Genomic DNA, 18,580 nt, shown 5'->3' with positions numbered 1-18,580 from the left:
TGGGAAGCCAGCGAGGAAACGATGGTCAAGGCATTTTCCGGCACGGTGGGGATCGTTCCCGCTCTCGACATCGAGACCCAGGAACGCTTCGACGCGGTGGTGAAAGCCACCAGCGGGGTCGAGGGCGTCGCCGGCTACAAGCTGGGGCTCACCAGCGTGCTGCGCCTCGGCCTCAAGGAGGCCATGAGGCGCCTGCGCGACCTCACCGACCTGCCGATCCTCTATGACCACCAGAAGGCCGGCCCGGACATGCCGGACATGGCAAAGAAGTTCACCGCCATGTGCGCCGAGGCCGAAGTGGACGGGTTGATCCTCTTCCCCGTGGCCGGCCCCACCGCGGTCGACGGCTTCGTCGGCGAGGCCCGCAAGGCGGGCATCGCGCCCGTGGTGGGCGGCGAGATCCCGGTGCGGGACTACGGCGTTTCCGGCGGGGGCTACCTCGTTGACGACGCGCTCGACCGCATCCTTGTGCGGTCCGTCGCGGCGGGGGCCGACCATTTCGTGCTGCCGGCCCACGATGCGGCGAAAGTGATCCGCTGGTCCGGGTGGATCGCTGCGAATGTGAAGGATCCGCTGGTCTTCCTCACCGGCTTCGGCGCGCTCGGCGGGACCATCGAGGGCGCGTTCGCCGCGGCAGGCGCATGTCCGCGTCGCTTCGCCATCGTCGGCCGCCTCGTCACCGAGGCCGCCGATCCGGCCGCGGCGGCAGCGAAGCTCTACCGGCAGATGCGGGAGCTGGAGCCGGTGGCGTCGTGACCAGGGACGCCGCGGCCCCCGGCCTTTCCCTGCCGCCGCTCCAGCCCTTCGTGGACGGCCGCTTCGTGGTGCCCCGGGCGGGCGAGGCCCAGGGGCTCGTGGACCCGTGGACGGGCTGCTTGCTCGCCGCGGTGACGATGACCGGGGCCGACGAGGTGGAGGCCGCCATCCGCGCCGCGCGGCACGCCTTCGACACGAGCGACTGGCCCCACCTGCCGCCCGCGGACCGGGGCGTGGTCCTTCAGGCCATTGCCGCGGGCATCACGGCGCGCATGGACGATTTCGCGACGCTGGAGGCGCTCAACGGCGGCAAGCCCATATCGGGCGCACGGCGCGAAGTGGAGGGCGCGGTCCGCGTCTTCACATATTATGCCGGTGCCATGGACAAGGTGTTCGGCGACACCATCCCGCTTGGCCGCGAGCTTCTCGATTTCACTTTGCGCGAGCCGCTCGGCGTGGTCGCGCAAATCGTGCCATGGAACTTCCCGCTGCTCGGCGCCAGCTGGAAGCTCGCGCCGGCCCTCGCCGCGGGCTGCGCCGCGATCCTCAAGCCGGCGCCGCTCACCCCCCTGAGCGCGCTGCTCCTCGCCGAGGTGTGCCGTGAGGCGGGCGTGCCGGCCGGCATCCTCAACGTGCTGCCCGGCGGCGCCGAGGTGGGGCGCCGGCTCGCCGAGGACCCCCGCATCGACGGCATTTCCTTCACCGGCTCCACCGCGGTGGGGGCGGAGGTGATGCGCCTGGCCGCTTCCTCCATCAAGCGGGTAGCGCTGGAGCTGGGCGGCAAGAATGCCAGCGTGGTCTTCGCGGATGCCGACATGGCGAAGGCCGCCGCGAGCGCGGTTGCCTCGGGCTTCGGCAATGCCGGGCAGTCCTGCTCGGCCCGCTCGCGCCTGCTGGTGGAGCGGCGCGCGATCCCTGCCTTCTCCAGCGCCTTCGCGGAGGCCGCGGCGAGGCTCAGGACCGGCCCGGCGCTCGATCCGAAGACCAGTCTCGGCCCCCTCATCTCCGCCGCCCACCGGAATGCGGTGGACCGCAACGTCGCCCTGGCGCGTGAAGCCGGCGCGCACCTCGTCATCGGTGGCGCGATGCCGGCGGGCGAAGGATTCTTCTACCCGCCGACCATCCTCGGCGAGGTGGGGCCGGACAATCCGGCCTTCAGGGCCGAAATCTTCGGTCCCGTCTGTTCGATCACGCCCTTCGAGACCGAGGCGGAGGCCATCGCGCTGGCGAACGACAGCGAATATGGCCTCAACGGCTCGGTGTGGTGCCGCGACATTGGCCGCGCGCTGCGGGTGGCCCGGGCCATGCGCACCGGGATGGTTGCCGTGAACGGGTTGCCCAGCGCCTCGAAAACCAGCGTCTTCGCTCCCTTCGGGGGCTACAAGCGATCCGGCATCGGCCGCGAGCTGGGGCTGCACGCCATGGATTTCTACTGCGAAATCAAGAATGTGACCGTGGATCTCGGGTAGCTGGAGCCGGAAGGGGCCACCGCGGCGGCGCTGGACCCATCGTTGCGACGGCGGCTGGCTCTCAATGCACAGCAAATAGCGTTGCTAACTTTTTTGCCAGACCAGAGAGGCTGAGGCGTATGGCCATCGCAATCGTCGGCGGAACCATGATCGACGGCACCGGGGCGGACCCGGTGGCCAAGGCCGTGGTGGTGATCGAGGACGGGCGTATCACCGCCGCCGGTCCCGAGCGGCAGGTCCAGGTGCCCGCCGGAGCCACGATCCTCGACGCGGCCGGCCGCACGGTCCTGCCCGGCTTCATCGATACGCACGTGCACGGCACCTACCGGGCGCGGGACATGCGTCAGCATCTCCTGAACACGCCCACCTACAATGTGCTCAAGTCCATCGAGGTGTTCCGCGAGACGCTGGCCTGCGGCATCACCACGGCCCGCGACATGGGCGGCGCGGATGCCGGCTTCCGGGCGGCCATCGATGAAGGTGTCATCGACGGTCCCCGCCTGCTGATCTCCCTTGGCATGGTCTCGCAGACCGGCGGCCATGGCGATTACTGGCTGCCGGCGGGCATGCGCATCCAGAAGCGCGCCTGGCTGCCCCATACGGTGGCGGACGGGGTTGAGGAGATCCGCCGTCTCGTGCGCGAGCTGCTCATGCGTGGCGCGGATTTCATCAAGATCTGCGCCACCGGGGGCATTACCTCCGTGACCGACAGCTGGGACGAGCCACAGTTCACCATCGAGGAGATCGCCACCGCCGTGTCCGAGGCCGCGGCGAAAGGAAAGCGTGTCGCCGTGCATGCTGAAGGGCTCGCCGGCATCAAAAATGCAGTCCAGGCCGGTATCCACTCGCTGGAGCACGGCTGGTTCATGGACGAGGAATGCGTGGACCGGATGATCGCCGGCGGCATCTGGTGGGTGCCCACCCTTGCCCTCGTCCCCCTGTCCATCGAGCATCGTCGCAAGAATGCGGCATGGGCGAGCCACCAGCTCGGGCAGGAGGACGTGAAGGACGCCCAGATCTATTCCCTCATGCAGACGCAGATCCCCCTCTGGAAGGAGGCGGTGCGGCGCGGCGTGAATGTGGCCATGGGCACCGACCAGTCCCATCGCCTGCTGGTAGGCGAGAACATGATGGAGCTCGGCTTCATGGTGGATTGGCTGGGCATGTCGCCCATGGAGGTGATCGTCGCCTCCACCACCAGAGCGGCCGTGTGCATCGAGAAGTCGAATGTGGGCGCGCTGAAGGCCGGGTGTCTGGCCGACGTCCTCGTGCTGGACGGCGACCCGCTCGCCGACATCCGCATCCTGGAACAGCGCGAGCGGCTGCATCTCGTGATGAAGGGCGGCAAGGCCTTCACCAACCGGCTTGCCGCCTGAAATGGGTATCCCCCATAAAATAAATTAAGTCGATTGATATAGTTGTTTTTGAGTGCTAGGCAGTATCCCCAGACCGGGCCCTAGCCGTCCGAGGAGCCGAGCAATGAAGTTGAACCGCTTTATGATCCGTCCGCTGATCGAGATGGGCCTGCGCGAGGAACTCAGCTCGGGGGACACGACCGGCGGCTTCCTCGTGGGCGAGGATCCGATCCAGACGGCCAACATCTACGCGAAGGCGAAGGGCATCGTCTGCGGAATGCTGTTCGCTGACGAGACCATTCGCTCCATCGAGCCCGAGGCGCGCATCGAGCCCTTCGTCGAGGACGGCGATCCGGTGGAGCCGGGCACCGTGCTGATGAAGGTGCAGGCGCGCGCCTCCACCTTCTTCGTCATCGAGCGCTCGGCGCTCGACTGGCTGCAGCAGATGAGCGGCATCGCCACCAAGACGCGCCGCTACGCCGAGCTGGTGAAGCACACCGGCGTGCGGATCACCGATACCCGCAAGGGCTGGCCGGGCCTGCGCATGGTGCAGAAATACGCGGTGCGCGTGGGCGGCGCCCACAATCACATCTTCAACCTCGCCAACTGCGTGCTGGTGAAGGACAACCACATCAAGATCGCCGGCTCCATCACCGAGGCCGTGCGCGTCCTGCGCGCCAGCGCCCAGCACACCTTCAAGTTCGAGGTGGAGTGCGAGACGCTCGAGATGGTGGAGGAGGCGCTCGCGGCCGGGGTCGAGATCATCATGTTCGACAACATGGATCTCGAGGAGATGCGCGAGGGCTTGAAGCTCACCAGCGGCCGCGCCATGACCGAGGCCTCGGGTGGCATCAACGAGACCACCATCGTCCCCATCGCCGAGCTGGGGGTGGACGTGATCTCCATCGGCGACCTCACCCATACGGTGAAGGCGCTCGACATCAGCCTCGATGTAAAGGACATCAAGCCGAGCGCCCACCGCACCATCAACCGCCTTCGACAGCTTTCAAGCTGACATCAGCCGGAGCGGGCAATGACCGGGGACGCTCCCATCGCCGAGACAGCCGAGGCCCGCGCCGTGCCGGTCAGCCTGTGTGCCGGGACGGATACCTTTGTCTTCGATCTCGACGACACGCTCTATCCCCGCGGGGTGGGCCTCCATGCCCAGATGCTCAGCCGGGTGATCCAGTTCATCCAGCAACTGACCGGATGGGAGGCGGCCGACGCGGCGGCGCTCCATGCCCGCTATTATGCCGACTACGGCACCTCCCTCGTGGGCCTCACGCGCCATCATGGGGTAAGGCCGCAGGACTTCCTCGCCTTCGTCCACGACATCGACCTCTCCGGCCTTGCCGCGAACGATGAGCTCAAGGCGGCGCTCTCGGCCCTGCCGGGGCGGCGCCTCGTCTTCACCAACGGCTCGGCGGCGCATGCCGAGCGGGTGCTCGGCCGGCTCGGCATCGCCGACCAGTTCGAGGCAGTGTGCGACATCGCCGCCTGCGCCTATGTGGGCAAGCCCGAGCGCGCGGCCTACGACACGCTCCTCGCCCGCCACAACGTGGCGCCCCGGCGCGCCATCATGTTCGACGACCGTGCGGTGAACCTGGCCGTGCCCCACGGGCTCGGCATGCAGACGGTGCTCATCGGCGGCCACGGTTTGCCCGAGGCGGGCGACGCGGCGCACGTCCATTTCCGCGCCGAGACCCTTGCGCCCGTCCTTGCCCAGATCGTCGCCGGCGCATCCGTGCGCCCGGCGGCTTGCCCTGTCCGTTTCCCCCTTCATGAGGAACTCGATCCATGCACGCTCGACTGACGGCCTTCCTGCTCGCGGTTTCCACCCTGGCAATCGCGCCCGCCGCCTTGGCCGAGGACGTGAAGCTCGGGATCGTGCAGTCCACCTCGGGCGGCTCGGCCGCCCTCTATGGCACCATGCAGAAGAACGGTGCGGAGCTCGCCGCGGCCGAGATCAACGCGTCGGGCAAGCTGGGCGACCTCAAGCTCGTGCCCATCCACCAGGATGATGCGGGGGACCGCGGCCAGACGGTCAACATCTTTCAGCGCCTCATCAACCAGGACAAGGTGAAGGTCATCTTCGGGCCCACGCTCACCACCTCCGCCTTCGCTGCCGATCCCATCGCCAACGCCGCCAAGGTGCCGGTGATCGCCTCTTCCAACACGGCACCCGGCGTGCCGGCCATCGGCGAGTTCATCTTCCGCACCAGCGCGCCCGAGGCGGCGGTGTTCCCCGGCGTGCTCGCCTACGCCCAGAAGCGCTACGCCCCCAAGACCGCCGCGCAGATCTACGGCATCGACGACGTGCTCATGAAGGCCGCCTACGGCGTGCACAAGGCGGCGCTCGACAAGGCCGGCATCAAGATCCTCGCCACCGAGACCTTCCAGAAGGGCGACGTGGACTATTCCGCCCAGCTCACCAAGATCAAGGCGGCGAACCCCGACATCGTCGTCGTCGGCGGCCTTGCCGAGGAGACCGCCAACATCGTGCGCCAGGCCCGCCAGCTCGGCATTCCGCAGTCCACGGTGTTCCTGGGCGCCAACGCCGCCATCTCCACCAAGCTTGCCGACCTCGCCGGTCCCGCGGCCGAGGGCTTCCTGGTGGGCTCCGGCTGGTTCATCGATTTCGACAGCCCCGCCAACACGGCGTTCGTGGCGGCCTACAAGGCCAAGTACGGCTCGGCGCCGGATACGTTCGCGGCCCAGGCCCACGCCGCCGTCACCATCTTCGCCGACGCCGTGAAGCGCGCGGGCGGCGCCTCCGATCCGGCGAAGCTGCGGACGGCCATCGCCGAGACCAAGGATCTCGACACCGTGCTCGGCCCCTTCTCCTTCGACAAGGACCGTGAGCCCGTGCTGGCCGCCAAGGTGCTGGAACTGAAGGACGGCAAGTTCCAGCTCGCCCCCACCAAGTGATCCCGCGGGCGCCCCGGGGGATTCGCGGATGACCACCTTCCTCCAGCAGATCGTGAACGGACTTTCGCTCGGCTCGATCTACGCAGTGTTCGCGATCGGCTGCACGCTGATCTTCGGCGTGCTCAACATCGTGAACCTCGCCCAGGGCGCCTTCTTCATGGTGGGCGCCTATCTGGGGCTGGAGATGGCCCTCCTCGGGCTGCCGTTGCCGCTGGCGCTGCTGGTGGCGCTGGCGGGTGGCGGCGTGCTCGGCATGGTGTCCGAGCTGCTCGTGTTCCGCGTGCTGCGCCGGCGCGGCGGGCACAAATGGATGGGGCTGGTCGCCAGCCTCGCGCAGGCACGGCTGCTGGTCGGCCTCGCGCAGGAGATCTTCGGCACGTCGGTGCACGGCTATCCGTCGAGCCCGGTCACCGCCATCGTCTGGGAGGTCGGCGGCGTGCGCGTGCAGCTCCTCCAGGTCATCGTGGTCATCACCGCGGTCATCCTCATGGCGATCCTCGGCTTCACCCTGCAGAAGACGTCCATGGGCCGCGCCATTCGCACCGTGGCCTTTTCCGAGGAGGTGGCCCGCATCGTCGGCGTGGAGGTGGGGCGCACCATCCTCGCCACCTTCTTCATCGCCGGCGCGCTCGCGGGCGCTGCCGGGGTCCTGCTCGGCCTCCTCTTCAACGTGGTGTCGCCCTTCATGGGCGAGCACATGCTGGTGAAGGGGCTCACCGTCATCATCCTGGGCGGGCTCGGCAACATTCCCGGCGCGGTGGCGGGCGGCTTCCTGCTGGGCCTCGTGGAGGTGTTCTCCGTGGCCTATGTGAGCTCCGCCTTCCGGGATGCCATCGGCTTCGGGCTCATCTTCCTCATCCTGCTGGTAAAGCCCACCGGCCTGTTCTCCGGCTTCGAGGAGCGCCGCGCATGATCGAAGCGCTCCTCGCCCCCCTCGACGCCTTCCTGGCGAGCTACGGAAACCTCGTGAACCTGTGCCTGCTCAACACCCTCCTCGCCTATGGGGTGTGGCTGGCGCTTGCCGCCAACATGTTCACGCTGGGCACCGGCGGCTTCATGGCCGTGGGCGCCTATTGCAGCGTCTACCTGACCATGCAGCTCGGCGCGCCCTTTGCCGTGGCGGTGCTGGCAGGCGGGCTGCTCGCCGCCGCGGTCGCCCTCGCCATCGGCGCTCCGGTGCTGAAGCTGCGGGGCGACTATTTCATGCTCGCCACCTTCGCCTTCACCGAGGTGGTGCGGGTGATCGCCCTGAACTGGGATCAGGTCACTGGCGGCGCCATCGGCATCTACGGCATCCCGCGCTACACCGAGACATGGCAGCTGGTGCTGCTGGTGGCCATCGCCATCTATTTCGTCTATGCGCTGCGCCGCTCCTACTTCGGGCGCTCCATTGCCGCCATCCGGCAGGACGATGTGATGAGCCAGGCCATGGGCGTCAACGTCTTCGCCCAGCGGCTGTCGCTATTCGTGGCCTCGGGCTTCGTCAGCGGCGGGGTGGGCGGGCTGGCGGCGCATCTCAACTTCTTCGTCGGCCCATCGGATTTCGGCCTGCTGCGCAGCGTGGATGCGCTGGCCTATCCCATCCTCGGCGGGGTGAATGCTCTGCTCGGCCCCCTGGTGGGCGCCATCTTCACCACCATCCTGCCGGAGCTGCTGCGCTTCTCCAGCCAGTGGCGCGAGATCCTCATGGGCCTGCTGATCCTGGCCGTGGTGCTGTTCCTGCCGGGGGGCGCCATGTCGCTGCTGCGGTTCCGTCCGCGTCCGCGAGCCGTGGCGCAGGCCGCCGCCACCGCCCGGCAGGGAGCGGAATGATGGCGGGCGCGGCGCTCGAACTATGGCAGGTGGCCAAGCGTTTCCAGGGCGTGGTGGCTGTGGACTGCGTCTCCCTCGCCGCCGCCCCGGGGCGGGTGACGGGGCTCATCGGGCCCAATGGCTCCGGCAAGACCACCACCATGAACATGATCACCGGCCTCTACCCCACCGATGCCGGCCACATCCGCCTCGACGGTGTGGACATCGCCCGCCTGGCGCCGCACCGGGTCGCGGCGCTGGGGGTGGCGCGCACCTTCCAGAACATCCGCCTGCTGGCCGGGGAGAGCACGCTCCACAACGTGATGCTCGGCGCCCACCGACACCAGTCGGCGCGCCTTCTCGACGTGCTCCTCGGCCTGCCGGCGGTGAAGCGCAGCGAGGCGCGCGAGACCGCGCGGTGCGAGGCCCTCATCGACCTCGTGGGCATCTCGCATCTCAGGGACAGCGCCGTCGGCGGCCTGTCCTATGGCGATCGGCGGCGGGTGGAGATCGCCCGCGCCCTCGCCACCAGGCCGCGCCTGCTGCTGCTCGACGAGCCGGCCGCCGGCATGAACTTCGCCGAGAAGCGGGCGCTGGCGGACCTCGTCGTCGCCATCCGTGACATGGGCATCACCGTGCTTCTGATCGAGCACGACATCGAGTTCGTGGCGCAGGTCAGCGACCACATCGTGGTGCTGAACTTCGGCCGGGAGATCGCCGCCGGCCCGCCCGAGGAGGTCCGCCGCATGCCGAGCGTGATCGAGGCCTATCTGGGGACCGAGGATGCTTGAACTCGTCAAGCTCACCTCCGGCTACGGCTCCGTCGCGGCGGTGGAGGACATCGACCTCACCGTGCCTGCGGGCACCTGCGTGTGCCTCATCGGCGCCAACGGCGCGGGCAAGACGACGACCCTGCTTACCATCTGCGGGCTGGTGCGCGCCTTCTCGGGCGCGGTCCGGCTCGACGGCCGCGACGTGACGCGCAGCCCCGCCGACAGGATCGTGCGGGCCGGCGTCTCCCTCGTGCCGGAGGGCCGGCGCGTGGTGGCCTCCATGTCGGTCGAGGACAATCTCAAGGTCGGCGCCTACGTGCGCGGCAGCGACCCGTCCGTCGCCGACGACATGGAGCGCATCTACGCGCGCTTCCCACGCCTCAGGGAGCGCCGTTTCCAGTATGCCGGCTCGCTCTCCGGCGGCGAGCAGCAGATGCTCGCCATGGGGCGGGCGCTGATGGCGCGGCCCAAGGTGCTGCTGCTCGACGAGCCCTCCATGGGCCTCGCCCCGCATGTGGTGAACGACATCTTCGCCACCATCGCCGACATCAACGCCCAGGGCACTACGGTGCTGCTGGTGGAGCAGAACGCCCGCAAGGCCCTCGCTGTCGCCGATTATGGCTACGTGATGGAGCACGGTCGCGTCGTCTTCGGCGACACCGCGCAAGCCCTGGCGAAGGACCCGCGCGTGATTGCGGCTTATCTCGGCATGCGCGCCGCAGAGGCGGCCGCAGGCTGACCGCGGCGCCGATCCAGGCGCCGCAAGGGCGGGAGCCTCAGGCCAGCAGGGACATCAGCGCTTTGGTGAGCCGCTCCGGCGTGAGGGTGGGCGTGAAGTTGCGGATGTAGGGCGCGGTGCGCCAGGTGACGTCCACGATGGTTCGCACCGCTTCGGGGTCGCCGATGCCGAAGGCCGAGAAGGAGGTCGGCAGGCCCACCGCCGCGTAGAAATTCCGGAGGTCCTGAAGAAACGCCGCCTCGCGCTCCTCCGCCACCAGCTGGGCGAGAAGGCCCAGCGCCACCTGCTCCCCATGCAGGGCCCGCGCGACCTGCGGCACCGCCGAGAACCCGCGCGTCAGCGAATGGGCGATGGAAAGCCCGCCGCTCTCGAAGGCGAGCCCGCTCAGGAGGACGGTGGCCTCCACCACCCGCTCCATGGACGCATCGCTGCTCCTGCGCTTCACCGCTTCCAGGGCCGCGACACCATCGGCGCGGACGATGGCGTAGCACCGGTCCGCGATGGCGAGGGCCAGCTCGGTGGGCGAGGCCTTGAAGAAGTTGAGCCCGCCGGAGCGGGCGCATTGCGCCACCTCGAACGCCTTGGAGAGGGCGTCGCCAATGCCGGCGGCGAAGAAGCGGGCCGGCGCCCGGGCGATGATGGAGGTGTCCACCAGCACCACGTCCGGGTTGGTCGCCATCAGCCGCACCTCGGCGAGGACATGGTCGTCCGTGTAGAGCACGGCGAGGCGCGAGGTGGGGCTGTCGTTCGAGGCGATGGAGGGCACGATGACGAGGGGCGCGGCGAGTGCCATCCGCACGCCCTTCGCCGTGTCGATGGCCTTGCCGCCGCCGAGCCCGACCACGACATCCGCCCCTGCCTCCCGGGCGGCGGCGGCGAGGCGGTCGATCTCGCCCGCGGTGCACTCCCCGCCGAAGGTGGCGAAGGTGGCCTCCAGGCCGAGCGCCGCGCGGATGCGCGGGCCGATCAGGCCGGCGGCCACCCCGTCCGCCACCACGAACGGCCGCCGGCCGAGGGCGGCGACGCGCGGCCCCAGTTCGTTCAGGGCGTCCGGTCCTTGCAGGTAGAGATGGGGACCGCCGAAGGCGCGCAGGCTCACGTCATCCTCCTCGTGGGTGTGGTCTTGCAATTCCAACTATCCGGGTTCTTGACCGGTGCGGTGGCGGCTTCGTTCAGCCCTTCACCGCGCCGGCGCCGAGGCCCTGGATGAAATACTGGCTGAGCAAGGCGAATGCGCCGAACAGCGGCAGGGCGATCAGTGTCGAGCCGGCCATGATCTCCCCCCACCTCAGGTCGAACGAGCCGATCATGGAGGCAAGGCCCACCGGCACGGTCTTGTTGGCGTCGGAGCCGATCATGATCAAGGCGAAGGTGTAGTCCGTCCAGGACAGGAGGAAGGAGAAGATCGCCACCGTGATGAGGCCCGGCAGCGACAACGGCAGCACCACCCGCAGGAAGGCGCCGAGCCGCGTGCAGCCGTCCACCATGGCTGCCTCCTCCAGCTCGAACGGCATGCTCTTGAAGAAGCCCCACAGGAACCACACGCCCAGCGGCAAGGTGAGGGTCAGATGGGAGACGATGACGCTGGCGAGCGTGTCACCCAGCCCGAGCTTCGCGAAGACCGAGAACATGGGAATGGCGATGAGCAGCGGCGGGAACATGTAGGCGTAAAGCATGGCGCCGATGATCAGCTTCTTGCCCGGCACCCGGTGCCGCGTGACCGCATAGGCGATCATCACCGAGAGCACCATGGTGACCGCCACGGTGACCGCCGCGACGATGACGCTGTTGAGGAATTGCGCGGGATAGTCCGTGAGCTCCAGAAGATTTGAATAGTATTCCCAGGTGAAGGGCCCCGGCAGCAGGGACGTGCTGGTGAGCAGCGCCTGCGGGGCGCGCACCGAGGACACCACCATCCAGTAGATGGGGAAGGCCGAGTAGATGGCGATGACGAGGGCCGCCACGTGGAGCGCGAGGCGGGCGGGGCGCGCGCGGGGCATCTTCCTCACTCCGTGTCGATGGGAAAGAGGCGGAAATAAATGAACACCGCCACCGAGAGGATCGCGAACGAGATGGTGGCGATGGCCGCGCCGCCGCCGATGTCGAACAGCGAGAAGGCGGTGCGGTAGGACAGGATCGCGAGGTGCTCGGTGGCCCCCACCGGGCCTCCCTGGGTGAGCAGCCAGATCACGTCGAACTTGTTGAACATCCACACCGCGCGCAGCAGCACGATGACGGTGAGGATCGGCTTCAGCATGGGCAGGGTGATGTGGAAGAAGCGCTGCACCGCAGTGGTGCCGTCCACCTTTGCTGCCTCGTAGAGGGATTGCGGCACGGTCTGGAGCGCGGCGAGAAAGGTGGTGGTGACGAAGGGGGTCCACATCCACACGCTCACCAGGATCACCGAGGCCATGGCCGCGCCCGGGCTCTCGAACCAGCTGACCGGCGGCAGCCCCAGCGCGGCGATGACGGCGGTGAGAACGCCGATGGAGCCGTCCACCATCCACTTGAAGGTCAGCACCACCACCACGGTGGGCAGCAGGTAGGGCAGGATGGACAGGCCCCGGACGATGTTGCGGAAGGGGAAGGCCTGGTTCAGCACCAGGGCGAAGCCGATGCCGAGCACCACCTGGAACACGATGGTGCCAAGCGAATAGACGAAGCCGTTGATGAGCGCCCGCCAGAACGCCCATTGCGAAAGCACGTGGACATAGTTGTCGAGCCCCGCCCAGCGGGGCGTGCCGACGAAGCTGTCCATATGATAGAAGCTCAGCGAGATGGCATAGACCACTGGCGGAACGATGAGCAGCACAGTGGCCGCAAGGCCGATCCCCAGAAAGGAATAGATGGTGGCGCGTGAGCTCAAGGCGTTGTCCTTCTGAGCGGAAATGGGCGAAAGTTGTCTGCGCGCGTTGCCCTCGCCCTGCGCAGTCCTGATGCGCGCTCGTCATGCCCGGCCTCGTGCCGGGCATCCATGCCGCCCCGCTCGCGCAACCTCGTGACGGCGGTCCCGGCCACCGGGCGTGGATGGCCGGGCCGAGCCCGGCCATGACGGTTGTGCCGGCACACCGCCTTCAGGCGATGACCTGCTTCATGCGTTCCGCCGCAATCTTGACCGCCTCGGCGGACGACATGCTCTTCAGGCACTTGTTCTGGAGCATCTCGGGGAACACGAAGGCCTCGAAGATCTTGCCCGGTCGCAGGTCCGGCCGGGGGCCCTGGGTGTCGATGGAGGTGAGGATGATGTTCTTGTCGGTAAGGAAGCGCCGCATCTCCTCCACCGCCGCATTGTGCTTCTCGATGAGGGGATGCGCCCGCCAGCGGGCGTCGTCATAGACATCGAGCCGCGGCGGCTGGAAGTGCAGCGGGGCGGTATGCAGGAAGTTGATGTACTGGTTCTCGGTGAACCATTTCATGAACTTCATGGCTTCGTCCGACTGGGGCGTCTTCAGCACCACCCAGCCGTCATAGCCGTGGTTCACCGCCTGCTGCTTCCCGGTGGAATCCATGTAGGGCATGATGCCGTACTGGTCGGCCAGCTTGGGGGCGTTGCGCTCCAGCGTCTCGATCAGGCGGCCGGCATAGGCGGTGTGGGCCACCTTGTCGCCGGTAAAGTTGGAGAGCACCTCGCCGAAGCTCACCTGGCTGGTGCCCGAAGGCATGGTCTTGTACAGCTCGCCGAAGAAGTCGAGATACTTCGCGACCTTCGGCCCGATCTCCGGGCTGTCGAACACGACGTTCCATTTGTCGTCGAAGATCTTCACGCCCTCTGCCCACATGAAGCCCGGGGAGAGCCAGTTGGTGGCGCCGTTCGAGCCGATGGGGAAGAGCGAGCCGGAGCGGCCGTCACCGTTCAGCTTCTGCGAATTGGCAAGCATCGCGTCCCAGGTCTTCGGCACGGAGAGGCCGTTTTTTTCGTACAGATCCTTGCGATAGTAAATCCAGGCGAGGTTGTAATCATAGGGGTACCAATAGACCTTCCCGTCGATCGGGAAGAGGATGTTCGGCCCCCATTTGTACTTGTCCGTGAGCTCGTTGAGCGGCATCAGGTGCCCCTCGCTGGCAAGGATCAGCACGTGGCCAACGAAGGCGAAGGTGGCGATGTCGTAGGGCGTGCCACCGCGCAGGGAGGTGGTCACCTTGGTGAAGATGCCGTCGAGGGGCACGGAATCGATGACCACCTTGGTGCCGAACTGCCGCTCATATTCGGCGGCCGCCACCTTCAGCGCGCGGATGCTGTCGATGGAGGTTTCCGCATTGAGGAAGCGGATGGTCTTGGTGCCCTGCGCGCGCACCGCCGGCGCCGCGAGGCCTGTTGCCATCGCCCCGCCGGCAAGGGCGCCGGCTGCCTTGAGAACCGAGCGGCGGCTGAGGCCGTCCTTGTCCTTCGTCCCGTCCATGTCCCGTTCCTCCCGTTGTGCTTTTTGTCGTTGGCGTCGTCTGCTCTTGAACTTCAGGCCGCGGGTCGCCGGTCGGCGCGCGCATCCGCGGCCTCGATCCGCATGCCGCTGGCCTTGTCGAACACATGGAGACGCTGCGGCGCGAGGTGCACCGGAACCACCGATCCGCTGCGCACCGCATCCGTGCGTTCCACCAGCACGCGCAGGCGCACCTTGCCGATGCCGCCGATGAGCAGGGTCTGCGCGCCGAGCTGCTCGATCACGGCGACTTCCAGGGGCAGGGCGCCGGGCTGGTCGCCCGCGGCGATGTGCTCCGGCCGGGCGCCGATGACGATCTCCGCGCCTTCCGGCGCACCGACGCCCGCGGGCAAATCGAGGCTGAGGCCCGCGGTGACGAAGCGTCCGGCCTCCACCCGCCCCTCGACGAGGTTCATCTCAGGCGCGCCGATGAAGCCCGCCACGAACAGGTTCGCCGGCCGGTCATAGACCTGGAGGGGAGCGCCCACCTGCTGCACATGGCCGTCGCGCATGATGAGGATGCGGTCGGCGAGTGTCATGGCCTCCACCTGGTCGTGGGTGACATAGACCATGGAGGTGCCGACCTCCTGGTGGAGGCGCGCGATCTCCTCGCGCATGCGCACCCTGAGCTTGGCGTCGAGGTTGGACAGCGGCTCGTCCAGCAGGAACACGTCCGGGTCGCGCACCAGGGCGCGGCCCAGCGCCACGCGCTGCATCTGGCCGCCGGAGAGCTGCTTGGGCTTGCGCTCCAGATAGGGGTCGAGCCCGAGCATGGCGGAGGCCGCCTTCACCCGCCGGTCGATTTCCGTTTTGTCCATCCTGCGCATGCGCAGGCCGAAGGCGAGGTTCTCGTAGATGGTCTTGTGCGGGTAGAGGGCGTAGTTTTGGAACACCATGGCGATGTTCCGGTCCTTCGGCTCCAGCCGGGACACGTCCCGCCCGCCGATGTGGACGGTGCCCGAGGTGATGTCCTCCAGCCCCGCGATCATGCGCAGGGTGGTGGACTTGCCGCAGCCCGACGGCCCCAGGAACACGACGAACTCGCCGTCCCGGATCTCGAGGTCGACGCCGTGAACCGCCACGACGCCGCCATAGGCCTTGCGGACCTTGTTCAATCTCACCTCGGCCATCTCTTCCCTGTCCGTTCTTCTGGTATCCGGCCCGGAGCGCGCACCGGCCATATTGCGGCGCGACCTCGCCGGATAACGCGTTCTCTTTTTTATGTTTGGCGCGCGACCCGGGCAGATCGGCTCCATCTGCCCGGGTCGCGGTCTAGCGGCCCTGGACGAAAGCGTGGATGCGGTGGTTGAGCGGCGCGAGCGCGGCCTGGATGTCGCGGTAGATCAGGTGGCCCTTCGCATAGCGTTCCGCCCGTGACGGATCGGGGGAGGTCCGCCAGACGATGTCGATGGCCCGTGCCGCATCCCGCGCATCGGCATAGGCGCCGACGCCCACTCCGGCGATGAGGGCGGCGCCGAAAGAGGCTTCCGCCACCGCCGGCAGCTCCACCTCCACATTCAGCACGTCCGCCACGATCTGCCGCCAGAGCACGCTTTTCGCACCGCCTCCGGTGAGCCGCGCGGTGGAGAAGGCAAGCCCCTTGGCATTCAGCGCCTGCATGCAGTCCCTGAGCGAATAGGCGATGCCCTCATAGAGCGCGCGCACGAAATGGCCGGGGCCGTGGTTGAAGCCCATGCCCACATAATTGGCGCGCAGCAGGGGGTCCCAGTGCGGGCTGCGCTCGCCATTGAGATAGGGGTGGAAGAACAGGCCCTCCGAGCCCGGTTCCACGGCCGCCGCGCGCCGGTCCATGTGGGTGAAGACGGCGGAGCCGTCCTCGCCATCCCGGCGAAAAAACGTGTCGCGCAGCCATTTGTGGGCGGAGGCGCAGGAATTGGTGGCGGCGATCACGTACCAATGATCCGGCACCACGTGCGGATAGTTGATGACCGTGAAGTCCGGATGTGGGGCGCGGGTGAGGACGCTCACGGTGGCGGCGGTGGCAAGCTTCACCACGCCGAGGCCTTCGCGGATCATGCCCGCGCCGTAGGTCTCGGCGGCCGTGTCGGAGGTGCCGCACACCACCGGCGTGCCTTCGGCGAGACCGGTGGCGCGCGCCGCCTCCGCCGTCACGCGGCCGGCCACCGCGGTGGAAGGAATGATGGGCGGCAGGGTGTCCAGCGGCCAGCCGATCATGTCGCACAATTCGGGTGACCAGCCGCCGGTGGAGACGTCGGCCATCAGGGTGCCGACCGCGTCGATGAAGTCCGTCTCCCAGGTGCCGGTGAGGCGGCTGCGCAGCCAGTCCTTGGCCACGTAGAGCCGCTTCACGCGGGAAAAGGCCTCCGGCTCGTGCCGCCGCAGCCACAGCATCTGCGGCAGGGTCCAGGTGGGGTTGGCCCGGTTGGCGCCGATCGCGAGGATGCGCGTGTCCGCCTGCTCGCGCAGGTCGCGGGTCTCGGCGCCCGAGCGCTGGTCGTTCCAGAGGATGGCGGGGCGGATGACGCGGCCGTCCGCATCCTCCAGCACCTGTGTGTGCGCTCCGGCGGAGAAGGAGACGGCGGCGACGCGTGCGGCATCCCCGCCGGCCTGGGCGAGGGCGCGCGACGTCGTCTCGCACAAGGCGCGCCACCAGTTGGCCGGGTCCTGCTCGCTCCAGCCGGGTCGGGGGGCGCTGGTGGCGAGCGCGGCCGAGGCCTCGCCCGCCAGCGTGCCGTCCGTGCGGATGATGCTGGTCTTGAGGGCGCCGGCGCCGAGGTCGATGCCGATAAGGAGGTCCGCGCTCATCACGCGGGTCTCCGCCGGCGGGACGAATGATCACCCATGGCGCACGTCCACCGCGCCGGCGGCGGGACGCAGGCCCAGCTTGCCGGGGTTCATGAGGTTGTCCGGGTCGAGCGCATCCTTGATGGACTGCAGCACCTCGTGGGCCGTGCCCAGCTCGGCCTTGATCCAGGGATTGCGGAAGAGGCCGACGCCGTGGTGGTGGGCGATGGAGCCACCGTGCGCCAGCACCAGCGTCTGCAGCGCTTCCCAGAGCCGGGCGTGGAGGGGCAGGGCCTCGGCCTCATCCATGGGCGGCAGGCGGATGGTCATGTATTGGCAGGCTCCTTCCGGGTAGACATGGGACCAGTGCGCCCCGAAGTGGATCTGCGGATAGATGGCGCGCACCGCCGCCGCCATGGCCGTATACATGCCGGGAATGGCCGACCAGTTGCCGGTGACCTCCACGGTGTCGTTGTAATAGCCCGCCGCCTGCCATTTCTGCGAATAGGCCACGTAGCGATTGTCCTTCCAGTGATGGAAGGGCCCATCCGGGGCCAGCGTTCCGCCGAGGCTCTCGATGATCCGACGCGCCGCCTCCTGCTCCGCGCCGACGACCGGCTCGGCGCCGGAGAAGACGAGGATGGCGAGGATGGGGCTGGACTTGAACTGTTCGAGCCCCTCCGTGCGGTCGGCGCTCTCCACGGCATCGTAGATCCTCACCACGGTGGGGCGCAGCTCTGCCTGCATGATGCGCCGGGCCGCTTCCCAGGCCGCATCGAGGGAGGGGAAGGCGACCACCATGCCGCGCTCCTCCGCCGGCAGGCGCCACAGGCGCAGAGTCAACTCGGTGATGATGCCGAAGGCGCCTTCGCTGCCCACCAGCAGGTCGCGGACCGAGGGGCCGACCGAGCGGCGCGCGACGGGGCGGATCTCCAGCGGCGAGCCGTCGGGCAGCACCGCCTTCAGGCCGAGCACCATGTCCTCGATCTTGCCGTAGCGGCTGGAGGCCTGGCCGCCGCCGCGGCAGGCGGCCCAGCCGCCCACGGTGGAGATCTCGATGGACTGGGGCAGGTGCCCGGTGGTGAAGCCTGCCTCGTTCAACGCCTTCTCGAACACGGCGCCGTTCATGCCCGCCTCGACCGTCACCATGGCGTCGTGCGGGTTGATGGAGACGATGCGGTCGAGCCGGCGCAGGTCCACCATCACCTCGTGATGGAGGGGAATGGCGCCGCCCAGCACGCCGGAGCCGTTGCCGAAGGGGATCAGCTCCACCTTCTCTCGCCGCGCCAGCTTCACGATGGCCTCAACCTCGGCCGCCGACCCGGGTCGGACCGCGAGGCGTGGCATGACGCCGGCGAGCTTGCCGAAGCGCTCGCGGAAATTGGCGAAGGGCAGCCGGTCGTGGGCATAGGCGCGCCGCGCCTCGAACTCGGTGAGAACATGCTCGGCACCGACAATGGCGGCGAGCGCCCCGGCAAGGGCGGCATCCACCGCGTCGGACGTTCTGGCGGCGGCGATGGTCAGGCCGGTCATGGTCACCTCTTCTCCATGGAGGCGCGCAGGCACGGCCCCGCCTTGCAGGGTC

At 68.3% G+C, this 18,580-nt stretch carries 17 protein-coding genes; 10 read left to right on the top strand and 7 right to left on the bottom strand.

All coding sequences use genetic code 11. From position 1 onward, the window contains the following. Positions 1-21 precede the first annotated feature (21 nt). The 10 genes from V5F59_RS17525 (at position 22) to V5F59_RS17480 (ending at position 9,811) form a co-directional block, all read left to right on the top strand. Complete coding sequence (locus V5F59_RS17525) at positions 22-756, top strand: orotidine 5'-phosphate decarboxylase / HUMPS family protein (RefSeq protein WP_393976489.1); 735 nt, start codon at positions 22-24, stop codon at positions 754-756. Beyond that, on the top strand, positions 753-2,225 hold the full coding sequence (locus tag V5F59_RS17520) for an aldehyde dehydrogenase family protein (RefSeq protein ID WP_393976488.1): 1,473 nt from the start codon (positions 753-755) through the stop codon (positions 2,223-2,225). Before V5F59_RS17525 ends, V5F59_RS17520 begins: the two co-directional genes overlap by 4 nt. A 119-nt stretch (positions 2,226-2,344) precedes the next feature. Beyond that, positions 2,345-3,601 (top strand): amidohydrolase family protein, encoded by a 1,257-nt coding sequence (locus V5F59_RS17515; RefSeq protein WP_393976487.1) that lies wholly within the window; start codon positions 2,345-2,347, stop codon positions 3,599-3,601. Between the two features lie 103 nt (positions 3,602-3,704). Then, the gene (gene nadC, locus V5F59_RS17510; RefSeq protein ID WP_393976486.1) at positions 3,705-4,595 is read left to right on the top strand and encodes a carboxylating nicotinate-nucleotide diphosphorylase; all 891 of its coding nucleotides are present in this window, start codon (positions 3,705-3,707) and stop codon (positions 4,593-4,595) included. Positions 4,596-4,613: 18 nt separating this feature from the next. Further along, a complete protein-coding gene (locus V5F59_RS17505) occupies positions 4,614-5,393 on the top strand; it encodes a pyrimidine 5'-nucleotidase (protein ID WP_393976485.1) in 780 nt (259 codons plus the stop codon). Next, positions 5,378-6,508, top strand: coding sequence for an ABC transporter substrate-binding protein (locus V5F59_RS17500; protein ID WP_393976484.1), 1,131 nt, complete (start codon positions 5,378-5,380; stop codon positions 6,506-6,508). The genes V5F59_RS17505 and V5F59_RS17500 overlap by 16 nt, the downstream gene beginning before the upstream one ends. 28 nt (positions 6,509-6,536) lie before the next feature. Then, the gene (locus tag V5F59_RS17495) at positions 6,537-7,421 is read left to right on the top strand and encodes a branched-chain amino acid ABC transporter permease (protein WP_393976483.1); all 885 of its coding nucleotides are present in this window, start codon (positions 6,537-6,539) and stop codon (positions 7,419-7,421) included. Beyond that, entirely contained in the window at positions 7,418-8,320 is a 903-nt protein-coding gene (locus tag V5F59_RS17490; protein WP_393976482.1) for a branched-chain amino acid ABC transporter permease, read from the top strand. The genes V5F59_RS17495 and V5F59_RS17490 overlap by 4 nt, the downstream gene beginning before the upstream one ends. Beyond that, entirely contained in the window at positions 8,317-9,090 is a 774-nt protein-coding gene (locus tag V5F59_RS17485; protein ID WP_509211108.1) for an ATP-binding cassette domain-containing protein, read from the top strand. The genes V5F59_RS17490 and V5F59_RS17485 overlap by 4 nt, the downstream gene beginning before the upstream one ends. Next, a complete protein-coding gene (locus V5F59_RS17480) occupies positions 9,083-9,811 on the top strand; it encodes an ABC transporter ATP-binding protein (RefSeq protein WP_393976480.1) in 729 nt (242 codons plus the stop codon). Before V5F59_RS17485 ends, V5F59_RS17480 begins: the two co-directional genes overlap by 8 nt. Positions 9,812-9,848: 37 nt before the next feature. Here V5F59_RS17480 and V5F59_RS17475 read toward each other — a convergent pair whose 3' ends face one another. From V5F59_RS17475 to V5F59_RS17445, 7 genes are all read right to left on the bottom strand, one after another. Next, entirely contained in the window at positions 9,849-10,940 is a 1,092-nt protein-coding gene (locus tag V5F59_RS17475) for a glycerol dehydrogenase (RefSeq protein ID WP_393976479.1), read from the bottom strand. Positions 10,941-10,983: 43 nt separating this feature from the next. Then, a complete protein-coding gene (locus V5F59_RS17470) occupies positions 10,984-11,811 on the bottom strand; it encodes a carbohydrate ABC transporter permease (protein ID WP_393976478.1) in 828 nt (275 codons plus the stop codon). A gap of 5 nt (positions 11,812-11,816) precedes the next feature. Continuing rightward, positions 11,817-12,677: a carbohydrate ABC transporter permease gene (locus tag V5F59_RS17465; protein WP_393976477.1), complete on the bottom strand. Its 861-nt coding sequence runs from the start codon at positions 12,675-12,677 to the stop codon at positions 11,817-11,819. Between the two features lie 208 nt (positions 12,678-12,885). After that, positions 12,886-14,211, bottom strand: a complete 1,326-nt coding sequence (locus tag V5F59_RS17460; RefSeq protein ID WP_393976476.1) for an ABC transporter substrate-binding protein — start codon at positions 14,209-14,211, stop codon at positions 12,886-12,888. A 53-nt stretch (positions 14,212-14,264) separates the two neighbouring features. Then, positions 14,265-15,359, bottom strand: a complete 1,095-nt coding sequence (locus V5F59_RS17455) for an ABC transporter ATP-binding protein (RefSeq protein ID WP_393976475.1) — start codon at positions 15,357-15,359, stop codon at positions 14,265-14,267. A gap of 142 nt (positions 15,360-15,501) precedes the next feature. Continuing rightward, the gene (gene xylB, locus V5F59_RS17450; protein WP_393976474.1) at positions 15,502-17,016 is read right to left on the bottom strand and encodes a xylulokinase; all 1,515 of its coding nucleotides are present in this window, start codon (positions 17,014-17,016) and stop codon (positions 15,502-15,504) included. Positions 17,017-17,046: 30 nt separating this feature from the next. Then, a complete protein-coding gene (locus V5F59_RS17445; protein ID WP_393976473.1) occupies positions 17,047-18,528 on the bottom strand; it encodes an FAD-binding oxidoreductase in 1,482 nt (493 codons plus the stop codon). Positions 18,529-18,580 lie beyond the last annotated feature (52 nt).

It is taken from the genome of Xanthobacter nonsaccharivorans (assembly GCF_043194755.2).
GTDB classification, from domain to species: Bacteria; Pseudomonadota; Alphaproteobacteria; order Rhizobiales; family Xanthobacteraceae; genus Xanthobacter; species Xanthobacter autotrophicus_G.
The sequence above is the reverse complement of the archived record's forward strand: the minus strand, read 5'-3'. Positions and strand labels throughout refer to the sequence as shown.